The 20,856-nt window shown below is 72.8% G+C and carries 17 protein-coding genes; 2 read left to right on the top strand and 15 right to left on the bottom strand.

The window, feature by feature from the left end; all coding sequences use genetic code 11:
* Position 1: 1 nt before the first annotated feature.
* From KSED_RS07690 to KSED_RS07740, 11 genes are all read right to left on the bottom strand, one after another.
* Positions 2-367 carry a hypothetical protein gene (locus tag KSED_RS07690; RefSeq protein ID WP_041290899.1) on the bottom strand — a complete coding sequence of 122 codons (366 nt, stop codon included), beginning with the start codon at positions 365-367 and terminating at the stop codon, positions 2-4.
* Positions 368-433: 66 nt separating this feature from the next.
* The gene (locus KSED_RS07695) at positions 434-2,593 is read right to left on the bottom strand and encodes an acyltransferase family protein (RefSeq protein WP_015779534.1); all 2,160 of its coding nucleotides are present in this window, start codon (positions 2,591-2,593) and stop codon (positions 434-436) included.
* Between the two features lie 296 nt (positions 2,594-2,889).
* A complete protein-coding gene (locus KSED_RS07700; protein WP_015779535.1) occupies positions 2,890-5,727 on the bottom strand; it encodes an aconitate hydratase in 2,838 nt (945 codons plus the stop codon).
* Between the two features lie 223 nt (positions 5,728-5,950).
* The gene (locus KSED_RS07705; protein ID WP_041290900.1) at positions 5,951-7,216 is read right to left on the bottom strand and encodes a class I SAM-dependent RNA methyltransferase; all 1,266 of its coding nucleotides are present in this window, start codon (positions 7,214-7,216) and stop codon (positions 5,951-5,953) included.
* 60 nt (positions 7,217-7,276) lie between these two features.
* Entirely contained in the window at positions 7,277-8,002 is a 726-nt protein-coding gene (locus KSED_RS07710) for a DUF3159 domain-containing protein (RefSeq protein ID WP_015779537.1), read from the bottom strand.
* The gene (locus KSED_RS13670; protein WP_015779538.1) at positions 8,002-8,883 is read right to left on the bottom strand and encodes a DUF3710 domain-containing protein; all 882 of its coding nucleotides are present in this window, start codon (positions 8,881-8,883) and stop codon (positions 8,002-8,004) included. Before KSED_RS13670 ends, KSED_RS07710 begins: the two co-directional genes overlap by 1 nt.
* A gap of 43 nt (positions 8,884-8,926) precedes the next feature.
* Positions 8,927-9,382 (bottom strand): dUTP diphosphatase, encoded by a 456-nt coding sequence (gene dut, locus KSED_RS14580; protein WP_237699512.1) that lies wholly within the window; start codon positions 9,380-9,382, stop codon positions 8,927-8,929.
* Between the two features lie 5 nt (positions 9,383-9,387).
* Positions 9,388-9,684 (bottom strand): DUF4193 domain-containing protein, encoded by a 297-nt coding sequence (locus KSED_RS14585; protein ID WP_015779540.1) that lies wholly within the window; start codon positions 9,682-9,684, stop codon positions 9,388-9,390.
* Between the two features lie 117 nt (positions 9,685-9,801).
* Entirely contained in the window at positions 9,802-10,845 is a 1,044-nt protein-coding gene (locus KSED_RS07730; protein WP_015779541.1) for an inositol monophosphatase family protein, read from the bottom strand.
* The gene (locus tag KSED_RS07735) at positions 10,835-11,989 is read right to left on the bottom strand and encodes a ferrochelatase (protein ID WP_015779542.1); all 1,155 of its coding nucleotides are present in this window, start codon (positions 11,987-11,989) and stop codon (positions 10,835-10,837) included. The genes KSED_RS07730 and KSED_RS07735 overlap by 11 nt, the downstream gene beginning before the upstream one ends.
* A complete protein-coding gene (locus KSED_RS07740) occupies positions 11,986-12,621 on the bottom strand; it encodes a trimeric intracellular cation channel family protein (protein ID WP_015779543.1) in 636 nt (211 codons plus the stop codon). Before KSED_RS07740 ends, KSED_RS07735 begins: the two co-directional genes overlap by 4 nt.
* Before the next feature lie 187 nt (positions 12,622-12,808).
* Between KSED_RS07740 and sepH the strand changes: the two genes are divergently transcribed.
* Positions 12,809-13,837 (top strand): septation protein SepH, encoded by a 1,029-nt coding sequence (sepH, locus tag KSED_RS13675; protein ID WP_015779544.1) that lies wholly within the window; start codon positions 12,809-12,811, stop codon positions 13,835-13,837.
* Positions 13,838-13,843: 6 nt separating this feature from the next.
* Here the strand turns inward: sepH and KSED_RS07750 are convergent, their stop codons facing one another.
* The 4 genes from KSED_RS07750 to KSED_RS07765 are packed head-to-tail and all read right to left on the bottom strand — an operon-like array spanning position 13,844 to position 18,955.
* Entirely contained in the window at positions 13,844-14,527 is a 684-nt protein-coding gene (locus tag KSED_RS07750) for a thymidine kinase (RefSeq protein WP_015779545.1), read from the bottom strand.
* Between the two features lie 3 nt (positions 14,528-14,530).
* A complete protein-coding gene (locus tag KSED_RS07755) occupies positions 14,531-15,805 on the bottom strand; it encodes an alkaline phosphatase family protein (RefSeq protein WP_081439792.1) in 1,275 nt (424 codons plus the stop codon).
* Positions 15,802-16,404, bottom strand: coding sequence for a DUF5998 family protein (locus tag KSED_RS07760; protein WP_015779547.1), 603 nt, complete (start codon positions 16,402-16,404; stop codon positions 15,802-15,804). Before KSED_RS07760 ends, KSED_RS07755 begins: the two co-directional genes overlap by 4 nt.
* Positions 16,405-16,459: 55 nt before the next feature.
* Positions 16,460-18,955 (bottom strand): bifunctional acetate--CoA ligase family protein/GNAT family N-acetyltransferase, encoded by a 2,496-nt coding sequence (locus KSED_RS07765; RefSeq protein WP_015779548.1) that lies wholly within the window; start codon positions 18,953-18,955, stop codon positions 16,460-16,462.
* 111 nt (positions 18,956-19,066) lie between these two features.
* On the opposite strand from KSED_RS07765, the gene KSED_RS07770 reads away from it, so the two are divergent.
* The gene (locus KSED_RS07770) at positions 19,067-20,830 is read left to right on the top strand and encodes an AMP-binding protein (protein ID WP_015779549.1); all 1,764 of its coding nucleotides are present in this window, start codon (positions 19,067-19,069) and stop codon (positions 20,828-20,830) included.
* Positions 20,831-20,856: the final 26 nt, after the last annotated feature.

Below are 20,856 nucleotides of genomic sequence, written 5' to 3' on the forward strand. Positions count from 1 at the left end.
TCTAGAGGCGCGGGGCCCATCGTTCTCCCTGCAGTGCCTCCCGGAGAAGGGCCGCGCCACGGTGGGCCTCCGCCAGGCGACGTCCCTCGGCGGCCATGTGCTCCATCAGCGAGGGCAGGGCCTCCGGCGGGACGTGGACCCCCACGTTCAACCGGACGTCCCGCCACGCCTGACGCATCACCTCCACTTGGCCCGCCACGTGTCGCTCGGCCATCCACGCCAGCATCACCGGGTGACGGCGCCAGCCGTCGTAGGCACGGAAGTCCGCCGGGCACAGGTCCAGCAGCCAGCTCACGGCATCCTGCTGCCACCCGGGCGCGTCGACGGGGCGCACGGCGGCCGGCCAGCCGGGAGGTCCTGAGGTCATGCCTGCAGTGTATGGAACATCCGTACCAGATATCCAATGGGCGCCCCGACGCGCGTTCCAGCCCCGTCACTCCCCCGCCTGCGCGGCGAAGGTCTCCTTCACGAGGAGGGCATAGGCGTTGGCGCCCTCGATGTCGGGGTGTACACCGTCGCTCTGCAGGTACCCCGGGTTCTCCGAGGCGAGGGAGTGCCAGTCGGCCACGGCGACGTTCGGGTACTCGTCCGCGATCTGCTGCAGGTTGTCGTTCGACTCCCCGATCCAGGACGACTTGCCGTACAGGTTCACCAGCACCACCTGCCGCTCGGGCCCAAGCAGGTCGAGCGTCTCTCGCACGATCTCCGGCTCGCGCACCCCGGCGTTGGTGCCGTAGGACAGCACCACCGAGTCCCGCACGGATCCCGCATCGAGGTGTGCCCGGACCAGCGCCCGACCCTCCGGCCACTGCCGGTTGGACTTCGCCACCAGCTGCACCCCGGGGAACTTGTCCTGGAAGCCGTAGAGGCTCGAGACCACCAGGGAGTCCCCGAAGACAGTGACCTGGTCGCCCCGCGGCACGTACCACCCGGCCTCGTCCTCGCGGGATTCGCCCTCACCCGACGGGCCCTGGCCGGACTCGCCCTCGCCCGACTCGTCCTGCCCGGGGCCGTTCGACGAGGCGGTCGGGGCCGGCTCGGAGGGCTCGGGGCTCGCGGAACCGTCGTCGGAGGAGCCGTCCGACCCACTCGGCTCGTCACCGGACGAGCCCGACTCTCCGTCACCGGACTCCCCCGACGGGTCGGCACCACTGCCGGAGGACGACGACGGGCCGCCGGGGCCGACCGTCTCGACCGGCACGGAACTGGGCACCGGCACCTCGGGCTCCAGCTCGGCCAGCGCCTTCTCGTTGGCCTCGATGGCCAGCTGCGTCTCGGTCTTGTCCGGGGCCGTCGCCACGGCCACACCGCCCATCAGCAGCGCGGTCGCCGCACCACCGGCCACCAGGCGCGCCGGCGTGACCGGGACGCGGGCGGACTCCGGCGCGCTGCGCCGCACCGCCTCCACCCTGCCGAGCGTCCAAGCCCGGAAGCCCTGCCTCCGGATGGGCGTCTCCACCCAGCGGTAGCTCAGCTCGGCGACGGCCACCGTCAGCACGACCGCCACCAGCCGGAGCATCCAGTACCCCAGGGACCCGGCCTCCTGCGCCGGCAGGGCCGCCAGCATCAGCAGCAGAACCGGCCAGTGCCACAGGTAGAGCCCATAGGAGCGCTCCCCCACCCACTCCATGGGCCGCAGCTCCAACAGCGTGTGCAACCAGGTGCGCCCGGGCAGCAACGAGGCGATGACCACCGCGGTCAGCACCGAGGCCAGGACCAGTCCCCCGAGGTAGGTGACTGCACGGTCCTCCGGCATCACCCGCGAGAGCAGCAGCACGCCCGCGAGGGCCGCGAGACCCGCCGGCCCCCGCCACCGCCACCACGCCCGGCTCCGCAGCCAGCTGCCGCGGGACATCCACCAGAAGGACACCAGCACCCCGGCCATCAACCCGAACAGGTGGGAGTCGGTGCCGTAGTACGGGCGGGTCACGTCCTCGGCCGTGAAGTAGAGCACCGCCATCCACAGCGCCGAGCCCATCCCGAGGCCCAGCACCATGAGCAGGCGTGGCCGCCAGCGGGCGGAGAGCACCAGCATCAGGGCCAGAGCCGGCGGCCACAGCAGGTAGAACTGCTCCTCCACCGCCAGCGACCACAGTGGCTTGTAGAGCACGGGCTGGTTCTGGTCGAAGTAGGAGGTGCCGTGCGCGATCTCCACCCAGTTGGTGGTGAACGTCAGCCCCCCGAGGACCTGGCGCCCCAACCCGACCCGCAGGTCTCCCCCGCGGGTGACGTCCACGATCCACACCAGCGCCGTGCACACCAGCAGCACCAGCACCAGGGCCGGCAGCAGCCGTCGGATGCGCCGCATCCAGAAGGTCGGCATGTTCATGTACCCGTTGCGACGCACCTCGCGCAGCAACAGGGTGGTGATGAGGAAGCCGGAGATGACGAAGAAGACGTCGACCCCGATGAAGCCACCCGGCAGCCGATCCGGCAGGAGGTGGTACACCACCACCAGGCCGACGGCCAGCGCGCGCAGGCCGTCCAGGCCCTGGATGCGCCCGGAGTCGGCCGGGCCTGAGCCGAAGCCGGCGACGGGCTGCCCCGAGGGCACGGGGCGGCCGAGTTCCGGCTCACGGTGTTCCGGGCTCACACCACCCCTCCCTCGTTGGATCGATGGGGCACGGCGCCCCTGCTCAGGTCCGACCGGCGGACCGTTGCGCGGCCGGACCGGTCAGGACGCCGTCACGATAACGCCGGGCACCGACAGCATCGCGGACCGACGCACACCCCCCGGGGTGAGGCTCACCGCATCGAGGGGCGGGGCAGGACGCTCCCGGGGTGACGCTCACGGCATCGCGGGGCGGGGTCGCGCCCCGTACGCGGCTGCGCCCGCCCCGGTGGGGACGGGCGCAGCGTGGGCGGGCCCGCAGGGCGGACCCGCGTGGCTCAGGCAGCCAGCGAACGCAGCACGTACTGCAGGATGCCGTCGTTGCGGAAGTAGGACATCTCACCGGGGGTGTCGATGCGGACCACCGCGTCGAAGGTGATGCCCTCACCACCGTCCTTGCGGGCCGTGACCTTCAGCGTCTTCGGGGTCTCACCGTCGTTGAAGGCGGTGATCCCCTCGATGTCGAAGGTCTCGGTGCCGTCCAGGCCCAGGGACTCCGCCGTCTCACCCTCGGGGAACTGCAGGGGCAGCACACCCATGCCGATGAGGTTGGAGCGGTGGATGCGCTCGAAGCTCTGCGCGATGACGGCCTTCACGCCCAGCATGCGCGTGCCCTTGGCGGCCCAGTCACGCGAGGAGCCCGTGCCGTACTCGGCGCCGGCCAGCACGACCAGCGGCACGCCCGCCTCCTGGTAGGCCTCGGAGGCCTCGAAGATGGTGGTCTGCTCGCCACCGTCCAGGAAGTTGCGGGTGAAGCCACCCGAGACGTCGTCCAGCAGCAGGTTCTTCAGGCGGATGTTGCCGAAGGTGCCACGGACCATGACCTCGTGGTTGCCGCGACGGGAGCCGTAGGAGTTGAAGTCCTTGCGCTCCACGCCGTGCTCCTGCAGGTACTTGCCTGCGGGGCTGTCGGCCTTGATGGCACCAGCCGGGCTGATGTGGTCGGTCGTGACCGAGTCACCCAGCAGCGCCAGCACGCGCGCACCGCTGATGTCCTGCACCGGCTCCGGATCGGCCTGCATGCCCTCGAAGAAGGTGGGCTTGCGGACGTAGGTGGACTCGGCGTCCCACTCGAAGGTGTCGCCCTCGGGGGTCTCGAGCGACTTCCAGCGCTCGTCGCCCTCGAACACGTCGGCGTAGTCCTCGGTGAACATCTCGGTGGTGATCGCCTCGGCGATGACCTTCTCCACCTCGTCGGCGGCCGGCCAGATGTCCTTCAGGAAGACGTCCTTGCCCTCGGCGTCCTGACCCAGCGGCTCGGACTCGAAGTCGAAGTCCATCGTGCCCGCGAGCGCGTAGGCGACCACCAGCGGCGGGGAGGCCAGGTAGTTCATCTTCACGTCCGGGTTGATGCGGCCCTCGAAGTTGCGGTTGCCCGAGAGCACCGAGACGACGCTGAGGTCGTGCTCGTTGACCGCCTCGCTGACCTCCTCCGGCAGCGGGCCGGAGTTGCCGATGCAGGTGGTGCACCCGTAGCCGACCAGGTGGTAGCCCAGCTTCTCCAGGTACGGCCACATGCCGGTCTTGTCGTAGTACCCGGTGACGACCTGCGAGCCGGGCGCCATCGAGGTCTTGACCCACGGCTTGACCTGCAGGCCCTTCTCGACGGCGTTCTTGGCGAGCATGGCTGCGGCCATCATCACCGAGGGGTTGGAGGTGTTGGTGCAGGAGGTGATCGAGGCGATCGCCACGTGACCGTGGTCGAGCTCGGTCTCGGTCCCGTCGGCCAGCGTGATCGACACCGGGCTGGAGGGGCGACCGGCCCCGGCCTCCCCGTTCCCGTGCACCGGGCGCTCCATCTCGTGGCCCTCGGCCGTGGTGTGGCCGTCGGTGGCCGGGGCGTCGCTGGCCGGGAAGGACATGGCCGAGGCGGCGTCCACCTCGCTGCTCATGGCCGAGGCCGGCGTGGCGCCGGCGTCCCCGACGTAGTCCGGCAGGGCCTTGCGGAAGGCGGCCTTCGCGTCGGTGAGCGAGATGCGGTCCTGCGGGCGCTTCGGGCCGGCGATGGAGGGCACCACGGTGGAGAGGTCGAGCTCCAGGTACTCGGAGTAGCGGGCCTCGGCACTCGGGTCGTGCCACATGCCCTGCTCCTTGGCGTAGGCCTCGACCAGGGCAACCTGGTCGTCGGAGCGGCCGGTGAGGCGCAGGTAGTCCAGAGTCACCTCGTCGATGGGGAACATCGCGGCAGTGGAGCCGAACTCCGGCGACATGTTGCCGATCGTGGCGCGGTTGGCCAGCGGCACGGCACCGACGCCTTCGCCGTAGAACTCGACGAACTTGCCGACCACGCCGTGCTCGCGCAGCATCTCGGTGATGGTGAGCACCACGTCGGTGGCGGTGGCCCCGGCGGGGATCTCGCCGGAGAGCTTGAAGCCCACCACACGCGGGATGAGCATGGAGACGGGCTGGCCCAGCATCGCGGCCTCGGCCTCGATGCCGCCGACGCCCCAGCCCAGCACACCCAGGCCGTTGACCATGGTGGTGTGCGAGTCGGTGCCGACGCAGGTGTCGGGGTAGGCGACCATCGCCCCATCGACCTCACGGGTCATGACGGTGCGCGCCAGGTGCTCGATGTTGACCTGGTGGACGATGCCGGTGCCCGGGGGGACGACCTTGAAGTCCTCGAACGCGGTCTGGCCCCAGCGCAGGAACTGGTAGCGCTCCTCGTTGCGCTCGTACTCGATCTCGACGTTCTTCTCGAAGGCGTCGGCGGTGCCGAACACGTCGATGATCACGGAGTGGTCGATGACCAGCTCGGCCGGGGCCAGCGGGTTGATCTTGGTGGCGTCACCACCGAGCTCGGCCATCGCCTCGCGCATGGTGGCGAGGTCGACGATGCAGGGCACACCGGTGAAGTCCTGCATGATCACGCGCGCCGGCGTGTACTGGATCTCCACGCTGGGGTCGGCGTTCTCGTCCCAGTCCGCGATGGCCTTGATGTGGTCGGCGGTGATGTTCTCGCCGTCCTCGGTGCGCACCAGGTTTTCCAGCAGCACCTTGAGGCTGTAGGGCAGCGTCTCGGCGCCCTCGAGGCCCTCGACGTCCTTGATGCGGTGGATCTGGTACTCGTTGCTGCCGACCGCGAGGGTCGACTTGGCTCCGAAGCTGTCGCTCACAACCAATCCCTTCGTTGAGCCGCTCGAGGACCGCACGAGTGCGGACCGGCGACGGTGGTGGTGGTCCAGCACGCCTTCGTCCGCCGGGGCGGACGGGCTGCTGCCGTCGTCATCCATTCTGGGGCGCGGAACGGTTCTGGTCCAGACAGGGGTGCCTTCGACCGCCGCCCGGGGAGGGGATGACCTCGCTCTTTTTATCTTGACATCAAGATAATAGCAGACCTCACCCGCGCGCCCGTCGCAGCGTGGCGATCGCCTCCAGGTGGTGGGTGGTGCCGAAGGCGTCGAAGCCGACCACCCGCTCCACCTCGAGGCCCGCCTGGCGGGCGTGCCCCAGGTCCCGCCCCAGGGCCGCGGGATCGCAGGCGACGTACGCGATGCGGGAGGCGCCGCTGGCCGCGACCGCCTCCACCACGGCAGGTCCGGCCCCGGTGCGCGGCGGGTCCAGCACCACCAGGTCGGTGCCGCCCTCCCAGCGGGCCAGGGTCTCGGCCACGTCGCCCACCACCAGGTCGGCCACCGTGTGCGGGGCGTGCTCCTCCAGCGCGGCCGCGCACGCGTCGACCGCCGGCTCGCTCCCCTCGACGGCCAGCACCTCGCCGGTGGCGCCGACGGCCAGGGCCAGCGGCACCGTGAACGCCCCCGAGCCGCTGAACAGGTCCCACACCCGCTCCCCCGGACGCGGGTCCAGCTCCGCCAGCACGTGCTGCACGTAGGTGGGCACGGCGGCCGGGTGGGCCTGCCAGAACCCGCGCGCCCCCAGGTGGACCGCGAGCGGCTCCCCCTCCGGGGAGACGGTCTGCTCCTGGACGACCGGTTCGGACCCGAGAACCCGCCCTCGGTGGCCCAGCTCCACCACCACGGCGTCCCCCACCGCGGGGGCCACCACGTCGATGCCGGTGACCCCGGCCCCGCGTGGACGGCCGAGCCCCGCAGCACCCACCACCGCCTCGGTGGCGATCAGGCAGTCGTCGACCGGGACGAGCTCGTGGCTGCGGTGCCGCCGCAGGCCGGGCACGCCGTCGGCCCCGAGGGTGAACTCCACCCGGGTGCGCCAGCGCAGCCCCGCCGGCCCCTGGGTCTCGAGCGCCCGCATCTCCACCGGCCCCTCGTACCCGGCCAGGCGGCGCAGCTGGTCGGTGAGCACCTGCTGCTTGAGCTCGAGCTGGGCCTCGGGCGTCGCGTGCTGGAAGTCGCAGCCCCCGCACCCACCCGGCCCGGAGAACCGGCAGGGAGCCTCCCGCCGCCCGGGGGCCGCCCGCAGCACCCGCACCGCATCGGCGCGCAGGAAACGGCTGTCGGACCCGCCCTCGGTGACCAGCAGCTCGACCTGCTCCCCCGGCAGGGCGTGGCGCACGAAGACCACCCGCCCGTCCGGCATCCGTGCCACGCAGTGCCCCCCGTGGGCCACCTCCCCCACCTCGACCACGGCCCGCGTCCCGACGAGGTCCGACTGCCGGGGGGAAGGACGGTTCTGGCGGCGCGACATGGCCCGGAGTCTAGGCGGCACGGGGGCGGCCGGGCCCCGTCGCGCACCCAGTGGGGTCGCTCAGAGCCGGTCGTCGACGGCGGTGCGTCCGCGCACCAGCATCCACACCATGACCGCGACGGCCACCAGGTAGAGCGGCCAGCCCATGACGACCTTCGCCACGCCCAGCGCCGCCACGTTCTGAGCCAGGTACATCGGCAGCATGACGGCCACGCGCACGGCGTAGAGGGCCACCAGCACCCAGGTCAGCCGCGAGCAGACCCGCACCATCGCCCGCGAGCTGCGCCAGCGGGTGGGCTGCTGCTCGAACTGCGGGTCGCCGATCGCCACGAGGAAGCCGATGAGGGGCCAGCGCAGCAGGATCGAGGCCAGGGTCACCACGCCCCAGGCAGCGGACATCAGGATGCCGGGCAGGAAGGCGTCCTCGGCGTTGCCCGAGCGCAGCGCGAAGAAGGCGGCCAGCGCGGTGGCGACCAGGGAGGCGCCCACGTAGCGCAAGGTGCCCCCCGTGAGCAGCCGGGCCGCCGCGAGCAGCACCACGACCACGGCCGAGGCGATCACGGCGCCGGTGAGGTCCTCGCGGGCCAGCCACCAGATGACGAAGGCCACCGTCGGCAGCGCCGTCTCGAGCGAGCCGCGCCAGCCCCCGAGCGTGTCGGCCAGGCGGTGGCGGATCACCGCCTCGACGGTCTCCTCCACCCCGGTCGGGGCCGGGTGGCTCCCCGACTGCGCGGGGGCGTCGAGCGCGGCCTCCCGCGGCTCCACCGGCGGGATGGGGGTGGCCATCAGGCCGGTGCGGTTCCCGGGCGGGGCTGGCTGCGCGCCGCCATCGACCCGTTCTCCGGCGAGTCCGAGGGCAGCTCCAGCGGGAGCAGCGAGCGGGGCTCACGGGGCACGTCGTCGCGGTGGACGACGGTGGCCTTGATGAGGGCGTACATGAGGCCGGCCTTCTCGCGGTCGACGGCCGCCGGGCCGGAGATCACGGCGCGGAGGAACCAGCGCGGGCCGTCGATGCCGATGAAGCGCACCGGGGCGGTCTTGGCCCTGGCCTGGTCCGCCCCCAGCTGGCCCGTGCGGGGCATGCGGGCGTGGATCTCCGGGCCCAGCGGGCCCTCGACGACCGCGCCGTGGCTGCCGGACTTCTCCAGCCCACCCACCAGACCCTCGCGGATCTCCTTCCACAGGCCGCCCGAGATGGGGGCGGCGTAGGCCTGGAGCTGCAGGTTGGAGTCGCCCAGCAGGATGTTCACGGCCGTGACGGCGCCGGTCTTGCGGTCGGACTCCAGCCGCATCTGCATGCCGCCGACCCCGGGCACCCAGATGGAGCCCATGTCCACCCGGTTGCGCGGGGAGGGCACCTCGGAGGAGTCGTACGGCCCGGTCGCGCGCAGGCCCTCGGGGCGGGGCAGCCCCAGCGCGACGGCCTCCTCGGCCTCGGCCCGCAGCATGTCGCGCTGCGCCGAGCCCATCTCGTCGGCCTCCTCGGCCACCGGCTCGGCCGGGGTCTCCTCGGCCAGCAGCGCCTCGAGGCCGCCCATGCGGTCGACCTCGTCGGCGGAGAGGCCGAGCTCGCGCAGCTCGTCGTCGGTGAGGTCCGCGCCGCGGACGCCCCCGCCGGGGGCGGGTTCGGCGTCGCGGGGGGTGCGGGACCGCTTGAACAGTGCCATGTGCCTCGGTGTCTCCTCGTCGGTGCTGCGTGCGGTCGCCGGGTCAGCGGCCGGTGGACCCGTGCCCGCCGGTGCCGCGGTCGGTGGTGCCCAGGTGGGTCACGTCCTGGACCTCCTCGATGGGGGGCAGCTCCACGCGCTGGACGACCAGCTGGGCGATGCGGTCTCCCACCCTCACCGTAAAGGGTGCGGAGCGGTCGCTGTTCAGCAGACACACGCGGACCTCACCGCGATAGCCCGCATCGATCGTGCCGGGGGCGTTCACGATGGTGATGCCGTGGCGGGCCGCCAGCCCCGAGCGGGGGTGGACCAGCCCCACCGTGCCCGGCTCCAGGGCCAGGGCGATGCCGGTGCCCACCAAGGCGCGCTCCCCCGGCGCGAGGGTGATCTCCTCGGCTGCGTGGAGGTCCGCCCCCGCATCGCCGGCGTGGGCCCGGGAGGGAAGGGTGGCCCGCGGCGACAGCCTGGCCACCCGCAGCGGGGCCGAGGGAGTGCTCACGGTCGTCAGGCGCACTCGGAGCAGATGAGCTGCCCGTTCTTCTCCGAGGCCAGCTGGCTGCGGTGGTGCACCAGGAAGCAGGAGCTGCAGGTGAACTCGTCGGTCTGGGTGGGCAGCACGCGGACCGACAGCTCCTCGCTGGACAGGTCGGCGCCGGGCAGCTCGAAACCCTCGGCCTGCTCGGTCTCGTCGACGTCCACCTTGCCGGAGTTCGTGTCGCCGCGGCGGTTCTTCAACTCCTCGATCGAGTCGGCCTCGATGTCGTCGTCGTTCTTGCGGGGAGCGTCGTAATCGGTCGCCACAGCCATCTCCTGAAAGTGAGGGTGTCACCACGTCCGGCTGGCGTGGCACGCGCGGAGGGTGCCCCATCCGCGGAGTTTTTGCAACACCGTTACGGCGTGGGGCATTCCGCCCCCGGCTCAGGCGCCCAGACGCACCAGTTCGTCGTGCAGCCAGCGCGTCATCGCGGGCCCGCCCGCGACCACCATCGGCGCGCCGGGCGGGGAGCCGTCCAGGCCGGTGACCCGGCCCCCTGCCTCGGTCACCACGAGCAGGCCCGCAGCGTGGTCCCACACCTTCGTGCCGCTCTCGTAGTAGGCGTCCGCCCGGCCCGCGGCCACGCAGCACAGGTCGATGGCCGCCGAGCCCATCCGCCGCAGGTCGCGCACGCGCGGCAGCAGCTCCGCGGCGACGCGGCCCTGGACGGCGCGCCGCTCGGCGGCGTAGCCGAAGCCCGTGGCCACGAGGGCCTGGGCGGGGTCGGACGGCTCGCTCACGGCCAGCTCGCGGGGGCCACCCCGGGGCCCCTCCACCACGGCGCCCTGACCGGTGCCGGCGTGGAACAGCTCGCCCCACACCGGCGCACTGACGGCGCCGGCCACCGGCGTCCATGCCCCCGGCACCTGCGGGTCCCCCACCACACAGGCCACGGACACACCCCAGGCCGGCAGGCCGTAAAGGTAGTTCACCGTGCCGTCGATGGGGTCGAGCACCCAGGTCAGGCGCGGGCCGTCCCCGGCCCCCGGAGCCCCCGCGGGGACGGGGTCCCCGGGTGCGGCGGCTTCCTCCGGGACGGAGGCGGACGGCGCGGCGGCTTCCTCCGGGACGTCCCCGTACTCCTCACCGAGCACCGCGTCGCCGGGACGCAGGCGGCGCAGTTCGTCGCGCAGCCAGCGCTCACTGGCCCGGTCGGCCGCGGTCACCACGTCGGTCGCGGTCGACTTGGTGTCAGCGACGGACACCTCCTCGGGACGCCCGGCCACCAGGCGCTCCCCCGCCTCGCGGGCCAACCGGGCAGCGAGGCCGCGCAGCCCGGCCACCTCCTGGGCGGTCACGGCCGCGACGAGGCGGTCCAGCTGCTCGAGCTGACCGGGCTGGCCGGGCTGGCCGGGCTGGCCGGGCTGGCCGGGCTGGCCGGGCCCGCGCCGGCTGGACTCGTTGGGATCGTTGGGCTCAGAGGCCATCCGTGGCCTCCGCATACCCGTCCGGCTGCTCCTCGGGCGCCCCGCAGAGGGCGGGCGCGGCGGTGCGCAGGTTGGGGCAGCAGCCCGGGGCGCACTGCGAGGGCATGGGCACCGACGGGGGCCACTGCCGCAGCGTGACCTCCTCGCCCCGCGCCTCGGCGGCCCGCTCCTCGAGCAGGTCCACCAGCCCCACCACGAACTCCGGATCCACCCCCACGGTGGGCACACGGACCATCGTCAGACCCAGCTCCTCGGCGGTGGCCGCGGCCTCGACGTCCAGGTCGTAGGCCACCTCCATGTGATCGCTCACGAAGCCGATGGGGGCCACCGCCACCGCCTTGAACCCCTCGGACGCGAGCTCGGCCAGGTGGTCGTTGACGTCGGGCTCCAGCCACGGGTGGTGGGGGGCTCCGGAGCGGGAGCAGTAGGTGAGGTCGGTGCGCAGGGCGTGCCCGACGGTCGCCTCCACCTCGTCCTCGATCGCGCCGGTCAGCTGCTGGTGCTGCTGCTGGTAGACGTGGCCGTCGCTGTCGCCCGGGCCGGAGGTCTCGTCCATCGTGTCCGGGATCGAGTGGGTCACCATGACCACCGCCACCTCCTGGGGCGGGTGGTCGGCGAGGAGTCGGCGCACCGCATCGGTCACCAGGCGGGCGTTCGTCGCCGAGAAGCCCGGGTGGTGGGCGTAGGGGCGCACCTTGTCGATGCGGACCGGCGCGCCGCCCGCATCGTGGTTGTCGATGACGGCCTGCGCCAGGTTCTCCCGGTACTGGCGGCAGCTGGAGTAGCTCGAGTAGGCACTCGTGGTCAGGGCGAGCAGCCGCCGGTGGCCCGCCGCGGCGGCCTCGGCGACGGTGTCGGCCAGGAAGGGCTCGCTGTTGCGATTGCCCCACAGCACCGGCAACTCGATGCCGCGCCGCGCCAGCTCCGCCTCCAGGGCGGCCTTGAGCGCCCGGTTCTGGTCGTTGATGGGACTGCGTCCGCCGAAGTGGGAGTAGTGGGCCCCCACCTCCACCAGGCGCTCGTCGGGGATCCCGCGCCCGGCGGTCACGCGGCGCAGGAAGGGCAGCACCTCATCGGGCCCCTCGGGGCCACCGAAGGAGGTGAGCAGGACGGCGTCGTACGGGGACAAGGTGGTGTCGGTCATCCGGATTCTCCTGTGCGGCGGGCTTGGGGGGCGTGCCAGTCGAACACGATCGCAGCGATGCGGATTCCGAAGACCAGCCCGATGATGGGCCAGACCGTCTCCGGACCGATGCGGTACAGGTGGTGGGCGGCGACCGTGAGGGAGGCGCCCACCAGGGCCGGGAAGGCGTAGAGCTCGCGCCGCAACAGCTCGGGCACCTGCCCGGCCAGCACGTCACGCATCACTCCCCCGCCCACCGCTGTGACGGTGCCCACGATCACGGCGGTCACCGGCGCCACCCCGAACTCCAGCGCCTTCAGGGTGCCGGCCACGCAGAAGAAGGCCAGACCCACCGAGTCCAGCACGCGGATCGGGCGCTTCAACCGGTCCACGCCACCGTGGAGGACGAAGGTGAGCAGACCGGCGGTCAGGGCGGCCGAGATCATCCGCCAGTCCGAGACCCCCATCGGGGGCACGGCGCCGATCAACAGGTCGCGCAGGGTCCCCCCGCCCAGGCCCGTCAGCCACGCGAGGACCAGGACCCCGAACAGGTCGAGCCCGCGGCGCACCCCCACCAGGGCCCCGGAGACCGCGAAGGCGAAGACCCCGATGAGGTCGAGCGCCAGTGCCAGCGCGGGATCGAAGGGATTCATCAGCGGCATCGTACGGCGCGGCGTGGTCCCCCGGTGCGACACGGACGGCCGTGGCATGGTGCGATGGAGGCGCCCCGTACCGGAGCACCGCTGCGTCGCCACGTGGCGCCGCAGCCCCCGGCCGGCGGGGCAGGCAGACTGTTACCCCCACCGCGCCGCGGTGACGGGCCGATGGCGAGGAGTGCGCATGGACGAGCTGACCTTCCTGGGAGTCGACGACTCCGGGACCCACCTGGTCGTGCAGGAACCCTCCGGCACGCAGTACCGGCTGGAGATCACCTCGGCCCTGGTGGCAGCCCTGCACCAGCGCCCCGGGCCCACCCCGAGCACCACCACCGACACCGCGGAGACCACGATGACGCCGCGCGACGTGCAGGCGATGATCCGGGCGGGCGCCAGCGCGCAGCAGGTGTCCGAGATGTCCGGGTGGAGCACCGACAAGGTCTCCCGCTACGAGGCACCCATCCTGGCCGAGCGCGAGCACGTGGCCGCCCTGGCCCGGGCAGTGCACCTTCCCTCCTTCGGCCGCGGCCCCTCGCCCACTCTGGAGAAGCGGGCCAAGGAGCGCCTGGTGATGCGGGGGCTGCGCCCCGACGAGGCGTGGTGGGACGCCTGGCGCCTGGACGGCAACCCGTGGGCGGTGAGCCTGACCTTCGAGGCCGGCGGCCGTGAGCGGCGCGCGGTCTGGCACTTCGACGTCATCACCTCGGCCCTGTCCCCGCAGGACGACGAGGCCCGGTGGCTGAGCACGGCCGAGCAAGACGGCTTCGACTCCGACTCCGCCGCCCAGCAGGTGGACTCGCTGCAGCAGCCGGAGGGGGACCATGGACGCTCCGAGCACCAGCCGGTCAGCCACGCCGCGCGCGCCGGGGTGTCTCACGAGCGCCCGCTGCGAGCCGGCGACCCGCTCGAGCAGGAGCAGGCCGACCAGGCCTCGGGGTCCGGTGGCCAGGAGCGTCCCCAGGCGTCGGCTTGGCAGGACCAGCGCGAGGAGCAGGACCACCAGCAGGAGAAGGAGGTACGCGGTCAGGCCGGCTCGGCGGGACAGGGTGCCCCGCACCCGGACCAGCCGGCGGCCTCCGGCGACGACCGGCTGCCGCTGGAGGAGGCCGAGTCCGCACCGATCGCACCGCGGCAGCGGCAGTCCCGCCGGGGCAAGGGCCGCCCGTCGGTGCCGAGCTGGGACGACATCATGTTCGGCGGTTCCAAGAACTGACCCCGGTCAGCGGGTCGGTGGCACCGCGCAGACGTCGAGGTCGAAGGGCAGCAGCTCCCCCTCGGGGGAGCTGACCTGGGCCACGTGGGAGGTCATCCGCCGCATGAAGTGGCGGCGGCACAGCACCTCGTACTCCACCACCGGTGAGCGCTCGGTGCCGTCGGCCACATCGCCCACGGCCACCTGGTCGCCCTCCAGCACCATGTGCCCGTCCACGACGCGGGCGTTGTGCGTGGCCCGGCGGCCGCACCAGCACAGGGCCTCCACCTGCAGCAGCTGGGTGCGGTCGGCAAGCTCCAGCAGCCGCTTGCTGCCGGGGAAGAGCTCGGCCCGGAAGTCGGCGGTGATGCCGAAGGCGAAGACGTCGATCTCCAGCTCGTCCACCAGTCGTGCGAGCTGCTCCACCTGGGCGGCGGTGTAGAACTGCGCCTCGTCGCAGATGAGGTAGTGCACCGGTCGCCCCTTGCTGGCCTCGGTCACCACCATCGCGAAGAAGTCGAGCTCCTCGTGCACCTCCAGGGCCTCCCGCTGGAGGCCGAGGCGGGAGCTGACGGTGGCCTCCCCCGCACGGTCGCGGGAGGTGAAGACCAGCCCGTGCCGGCCGCGGGCCCGGTGGTTGTGGTCCATCTGCAGGGCCAGGGTGGACTTTCCGCAGTCCATGGTGCCGGTGAAGAACGCGAGCTCAGCCATGGCTCACCGGGCCGGGACGAACAGGTCGGGCACGAGCAGCTCCTCGGCGTGCAGCCCGCCGTGCCAGCCCTTGAGGGACATCTGACCGGTGCTGTCGGGCCCGGGGACGAACGCGAGGAAGGTGACGTCGGTGCCCACCACGAGCACGTCGCCGATGCGGGAGAGGTTCTCCGGGGTGGTCCCCGCACCGAACCAGCCGTTCTCCACGGCCTCGGCGCGGGAGACCACCACCGCTCCCGGCCCCGGCAGCCCCGCCTCGAGGGCGTGGGTGTCCACGGACTCCTGCCAGGCCGAGACCACGTCGGCGACCCGATGGGGGTCGGCCTCCTGCTGGCGCCCCTCCGGGCTCTCGTCCTGGCGCGGCAGGTACAGGAACCGGCACCGGGGGTCCCCCGCGACGGCAGCCACCCCATCGGTCAGGTGGGCGTGACGGGGGTCGTCGGTGCGCAACGCGCCGTCCGGCTCGATGCCGAGCATGCCGTGGTCGGCCGTCAGGGAGAAGTGCACCCCGGCCGGCAGGCCCTCGACGAGCTCGCGCAGGGCGGCGTCCAGCTGCTCCAGGGCACCCACCCAGTCCAGCGATCCGGGCCCCTGGGCGTGGCCGATCTGGTCGAGCACCGGCCAGTAGAGGTAGGCGGCGGTGGGCTCGCCGGCACTCGCCCGGCGGGCCAGATCGATCCCGGCGGCGGTCCAGCTCGCCAGGCCGTCGGCCGGCAGGTAGGTGCCGCCTCGCTGGGCGGCCCGGGTCAGTGCGGAGGTGGCGAACTTCTTCTGCCCCACGCGCACCACGCGAACCCCCGCATCGGCCAGGCGCCCGAAGAGGGTGGGCTGGGCCTGCCAGGTCAGCGGGTCCGGCCCGTCCTTCCAGCTCAGGTGGTTGAAGACCACCGAGCTGTGCGGGTCGCGGACGGCGTACCCCACGTGGCCGTGGACCGCCGGCGCGAGACCCGTGGCGTGGGTGGCCAACGAGACGGCCGTGGTGGAGGGGAAGCCGCAGACCGCGGGCACCGAGTGGGTGGTGTCCTGCAGCAGCGAGCGCAGGAAGGGCGCGTGGCCGGCGTAGCGCTGCACCAGCGACCAGCCGAGCCCGTCGACCAGGACGCTCACCACGCCGTGGGCCCGTGGCAGGTCGCGCACCGGGACGCCCGGCAGGTCGACGCCCAGGGAGGCCGCGAGACCGGCGAACGAGGAGGCCAGGCCCTGCGGCCCATAGCCCAGGGCGGCGTCGGGCCGGTCGGTGGTCAGGAGCGGGTGGGTGTTCACGGGAGGGCGCGTCACCGGCCCAGGCTCGCCTGGACGGTGCGGGCGAAGTCCAGTGCCTGCTGCACGGCCTGCGCCCCGGAGACCTCGCCGCTGACCCGCAGGGAGATGTCGTCGCCCGCGACGGTGCCCTCGTAGCCGTGGTCGCCGTCGCACTGCGGGTCGGCGCACTGCGCCGGCACCAGATCCAGCCGACTGATCGCACCCCAGCCCAGGGTGAGGGTCACCTCGCGGCCCAGGCTGCCGGGCTCGTAGTTCTCCGGGTTGGCCATGACGTGCGAGAGCACCACCCCGCGGAGCCGGGACAACGGCACGGTCTCGGTCGTCGCCATCGCCACCGGGGCGGACTCGACGTGCTCGGCGTCCCGGTCGTCCGCGTGGGCGATCACCAGCCGGCCGGGGGTCAGCACCAGCACGGTCAGATGACGCCGCACGGTCTCGGTGTCGAAGGTGGCCTCCTGGTGCACCAGGTGGGCCAGGATCTCCTGCCCGGCGACGGCCGTGGCCACCACGTCGGCCACGAGCGCCGGGTAGTAGCCGGCGGCCTCGATGTCGTCGGAGAGGTCCTGCGGCAGGGTGTCCGCCGGAACGGGCACGTCGTGGGGGCGTCCAAGCATGGGGGTCATCCTGCCACCCGGCACCGACGACCTGCCGGAGCGAGCCGGGCCCCCGTCACCGGGAGATGCTCCGCCGCCCCGCGTCCTGCCGCACCTCGGGGCGTTCCACCGTCGCCCGCGCCGCGTGCACCACCACGCCGCGGGGGGTGACCTCGACGGGGCTCAGCTGCAGCTCCGCGAGCTCGGGCACCGCATCGGCCAGCACCGACACCCGAGCGACTAGCTCCTCCAGGGCAGCCCGGTCCACACCGCGCTCGGCCAGCAGGCGACTGCCCTGGAGCGAATCCACCAGGTCGTGTACGTCCGCGTCGGTCAGCGGCGGCACGCGGTAGGAGGGGGTGCCCAGGAGGGCCGCTGTCGAGCCGTGGAAGCGCAGTGAGACCACCGGGCCGAACAGCGGGTCCTCCGTCGCGCCCACCACCAGCGGCACCGCGTCGGTGGGCCACCCACCGGCGGGCTCGCCACCGGAGCCGGTGGCCAGCTCGATACCCACGGCGGCCAGCAGCTCGGACGTCTCTTCCGGGCGCAGCTCCCGACCCACCGGGGCCGAGAGCAGCGCGTCGCTGGCGATCTCCTGGGCGGCGTCGATGGCCTGCCAGTCGATGCCCTCGGGGGCCACGAGCTCGCCGCGGGAGCTGCGCCGCCAGGCCGCGTAGCGCTCCACGGCGTTCAGGGCGCGCACCGCGTCCTCGGGGACCATGTAGGCCGGCACCACCTCGGTGACCGGACCGTCGGGCGTGTCCTTCGTGGCCGAGAGCGTCTCGTTCACCCCGTCCATGCCGGTCATGGTGGTCAGGCAGGGCTTCTCGTGGTCCAGCGCCACCTGGGCCACCGTGCGTGCCACGTCGCGCCCGTCGCCCACCAGCGGCGGGATGAAGACCGCGAGCACCGCGTGCACGGTGGGGTCCTCGAAGGCCTCGTGGAGCGCCTCGGCGATCTCCCCCATCGAGGCGTCGTGGGGCAACGAGTGCGGCTCGCGCGCCACCTGCAGCCCCCACCCCATGCACGCGTCCGCCGCGAGCGCCGCCAGCGACGTGGAGTTGCCCACCACGGCGACCCCGCGCCCGGCGGGCAGGGGCTGGTGGAGCACCAGCTGGGCGATGTTGAACATCTGGTGCAGGTTGGACACGCGGATGATGCCGCTCTGGCGCAGCATGGCGTCCAGTGCCTCCGGTCGCGCGCGGCTGCGCCGGATGAGGTGCCCCGGGGGCACGCCGTAGCCCGAGGTGCCGGACTTGATGGCGATGATCGGCTTCTTGGCCGAGAGCCGCTGACTGATGCGGAAGAACTTGCGCGCGTTGCCCAGCGTCTCCAGGTACAGCCCCACGGCGGCTGTGTCGTCGTCCTCCATCCAGTACTGCATGACGTCGTTGCCCGAGACGTCCGCCCGGTTGCCCGCCGAGACGAAGGTGGACAGGCCCACGCCGCGCTGGCGCGCCATCTGGGTGACGGACACCCCGAGCGCCCCGGACTGTGCGAAGAGCCCGAACCGGCCCCGCACCGAGGGCGCCCCGAGGGTGGCGTTCAGCGAGACCTCCGGGGAGGAGTTGCTCAACCCGTAGGAGTTCGGCCCCACCAGGCGCATGCCGTGGTAGTGCACCAGCCGCAGCAGCTCGCGCTGGCGGCGGGCGCCCTCCGGCCCGGCCTCGGCGAACCCGGCGGAGACCACCAGCACCGAGCGCACCCCGATGGCGGCGCAGTCGGCCACCACCTCGTGCACGGTGTCGGCCGGCAGGGCGATGATCGCCAGGTCGATCGGCCCGGTCACCTCCCGCACGCTGGGGGTGGTGGTGATGCCGGCGAGCTCGCCGACCTCGGGGTGCACCACCTCCAACCGGCCCTGGTACCCGCCGGCCACGATCTCGGCCAGCACCTTGTGCCCGATCGCCTCCTCACGGCGCGAGACACCGATCATGACGACCGACTCCGGCCGCAGCACGCGCACCATCGACCGCGCCTCGGCGCGCTGCTCCCGCGACTCCCGCACCTCGCGCGAGTGCTCGTTGGGCTCGATGTCGAAGGAGACGGCGATGACCCCGTCCTCGAAGCGGTGGGCCACCTCGTAGCCCGCCTCGGTGAACACGTTCATCATCTGCCGGTTCTCCGGCAGCACGTCGGCCGTGAACCGGCCCAGGCCCACCTCGTCCCCGATGGCGGCGAGGTGCTCGAGCATGACCGAGCCCAGACCCCGGCCCTGGTGCTCGTCGGCGACGTTGAAGGCCACCTCGGCGGTGGTGGGGTCGATGCGGTCGAACCGGGCGATGGCGATGATCTCGCCCCCGATCTCGGCCACGAGGGCCACCCGTTGGTCGTGGTCCACCTGGGTGAAGCGGTCGAGGTCCCGGTCGGAGAGCTCCGGGATCGCGGCGAAGAAGCGCAGGTAGCGCGAGCGCTCGGACTGGCCGCGGTGGAAGGCGGCCAGGGCCCGGCGGTCGTCGGGCCGGATCGGGCGCACGTGCGCGACGGCGCCGTCCCGCAGGACGACGTCGGCCTCCCAGGTGGCGGCCCGCGCCGCCCGGAGCTCCTCGGTGGTGGGCGCGGCATCATCCATGCCCCCAATATGGCAGAGAGACACCGCCCCCGGGCGCCGCCCGCACCGGCGGCCGGGGACTCGGGTGACGCGGGGGTGTGACGCAGCCCGCCCCGTCGGTAGTGTTCGGCCATGAGCACACCCACCGCTGAGTTCCACGCCGCCCGTGACGCCGTCCTGGCGCTGCACGACGCCGACGACGCAGCAGTCGACGCCTTCGTGATGCCCCGCCCGACGGAGTTCAACTGGGGCCTGCACCACATCGATGCCGTGGCCGCCGGCCCGCGCGCGGACACCCCCGCGCTGCGGATCGTCGACATCGTGAAGGACGGCACCCGCACCCACCAGCTGACCTGGGCCGAGGTTTCCGCCACCTCCTCCCAGATGGCCAACCACCTGCGGGACAACGGGGTCGCGCGCGGGGACCGCGTGCTGGTGATGCTCGGCAACCAGACCGAGCTGTGGCAGGTGATGGTCGGCTGCATCAAGCTCGGCGCAGAGGTCATCCCGGCCACCACCCTGCTCACCCCGGAGGACCTCACCGACCGGGTCGCCCGCGGGAAGGTGAAGCACGTCATCACCAACGCGTACGAGGCCAGGACCTTCGCCAAGGTGGACGGTGAGTTCCAGCGCTTCGCCGTCTGCGGGGACGACGAGACACCCGAGGGCTGGCTGCGCCTGGAGGACTTCGCCTCTGCCCCCACCGAGTTCACCCCCGAGGCCCCGACCCGGGCCGACGACACGATGCTGCTCTACTTCACCTCCGGCACCACCTCGGCGCCCAAGCTGGTGGAGCACACGCACACCAGCTACACCTACGGGGCCCTGTCCACCATGTTCTGGGTGGGCCTGCGCCCCGGGGACGTGCACGTGAACATCTCCTCCCCCGGCTGGGCCAAGCACGCGTGGAGCTCGTTGTTCACGCCATGGACGGCCGAGGCCACCATCCTGGTCATCAACCAGCCGCGCTTCGACGCCGCCACGCTGCTGCAGGTGCTGGCCGACGAGGGCGCCACCACCTTCTGCGCGCCGCCGACGGTCTACCGCATGCTCATCCAGCAGGACCTGGCCGCCTGGCGCGAGCGCCTGGCCATCCGCGAGATGGTCGGGGCCGGCGAGCCGCTGAACCCCGAGGTGATCCGCGCGGTCGAGAAGGGCCTGGGCGTGACCATCCGCGACGGCTTCGGCCAGACCGAGACCACCGCCCAGATCGGCAACCCGCCCGGCCGACCGCTCAAGCCCGGCTCGATGGGGCGTCCGCTGCCCGGGTACGACGTGGTGCTGCTCGATGCGGCCACCGGCACCGAGGTGACCGAACCCGGCGAGGAGGGCGAGCTGTGCCTCCGCCTCGAGGGGGCGGGAGGGCGCCCCATCGGCCTGATGGTGGGCTACCACGGTGATGCCGACCGCACCGCGGCGTCGATGCGGGACGGGGCGTACCACACCGGTGACGTGGCCATGCGTGACGCCGACGGCTACATCACCTACGTGGGGCGCGCCGACGACGTGTTCAAGGCCAGCGACTACCGCATCAGCCCGTTCGAGGTGGAGTCGGTCCTCATCGAGCACGAGCTCGTGGCCGAGGCCGCCGTGATCCCCTCCCCCGACCCGACGCGCCTGGCGGTGCCGAAGGCCTACGTCGTGCTCGTGGAGGGCACCGAGCCCAGCCGGGAGATCGCCGAGTCGATCCTGTCCTACTGCCGCGCGAACCTGGCCCCCTACAAGCGGGTGCGCCGGCTGGAGTTCGGCGAGCTGCCCAAGACGGTCTCGGGCAAGATCCGGCGCGTGGAGCTCAAGGCGCGCGAGAACGAGTTCCACCCGGTCGGCGACGACCCCACCGAGCGGGCGAGCGAGTGGGAGTTCTGGGAGAGCGACTTCCCCGACCTGAAGGGCTGAACGCCCCCTCCTGCTGCGGCCGGGCC

Origin of the sequence: Kytococcus sedentarius DSM 20547 (assembly GCF_000023925.1) — a bacterium.
Classification (GTDB): Bacteria; Actinomycetota; Actinomycetes; order Actinomycetales; family Dermatophilaceae; genus Kytococcus; species Kytococcus sedentarius.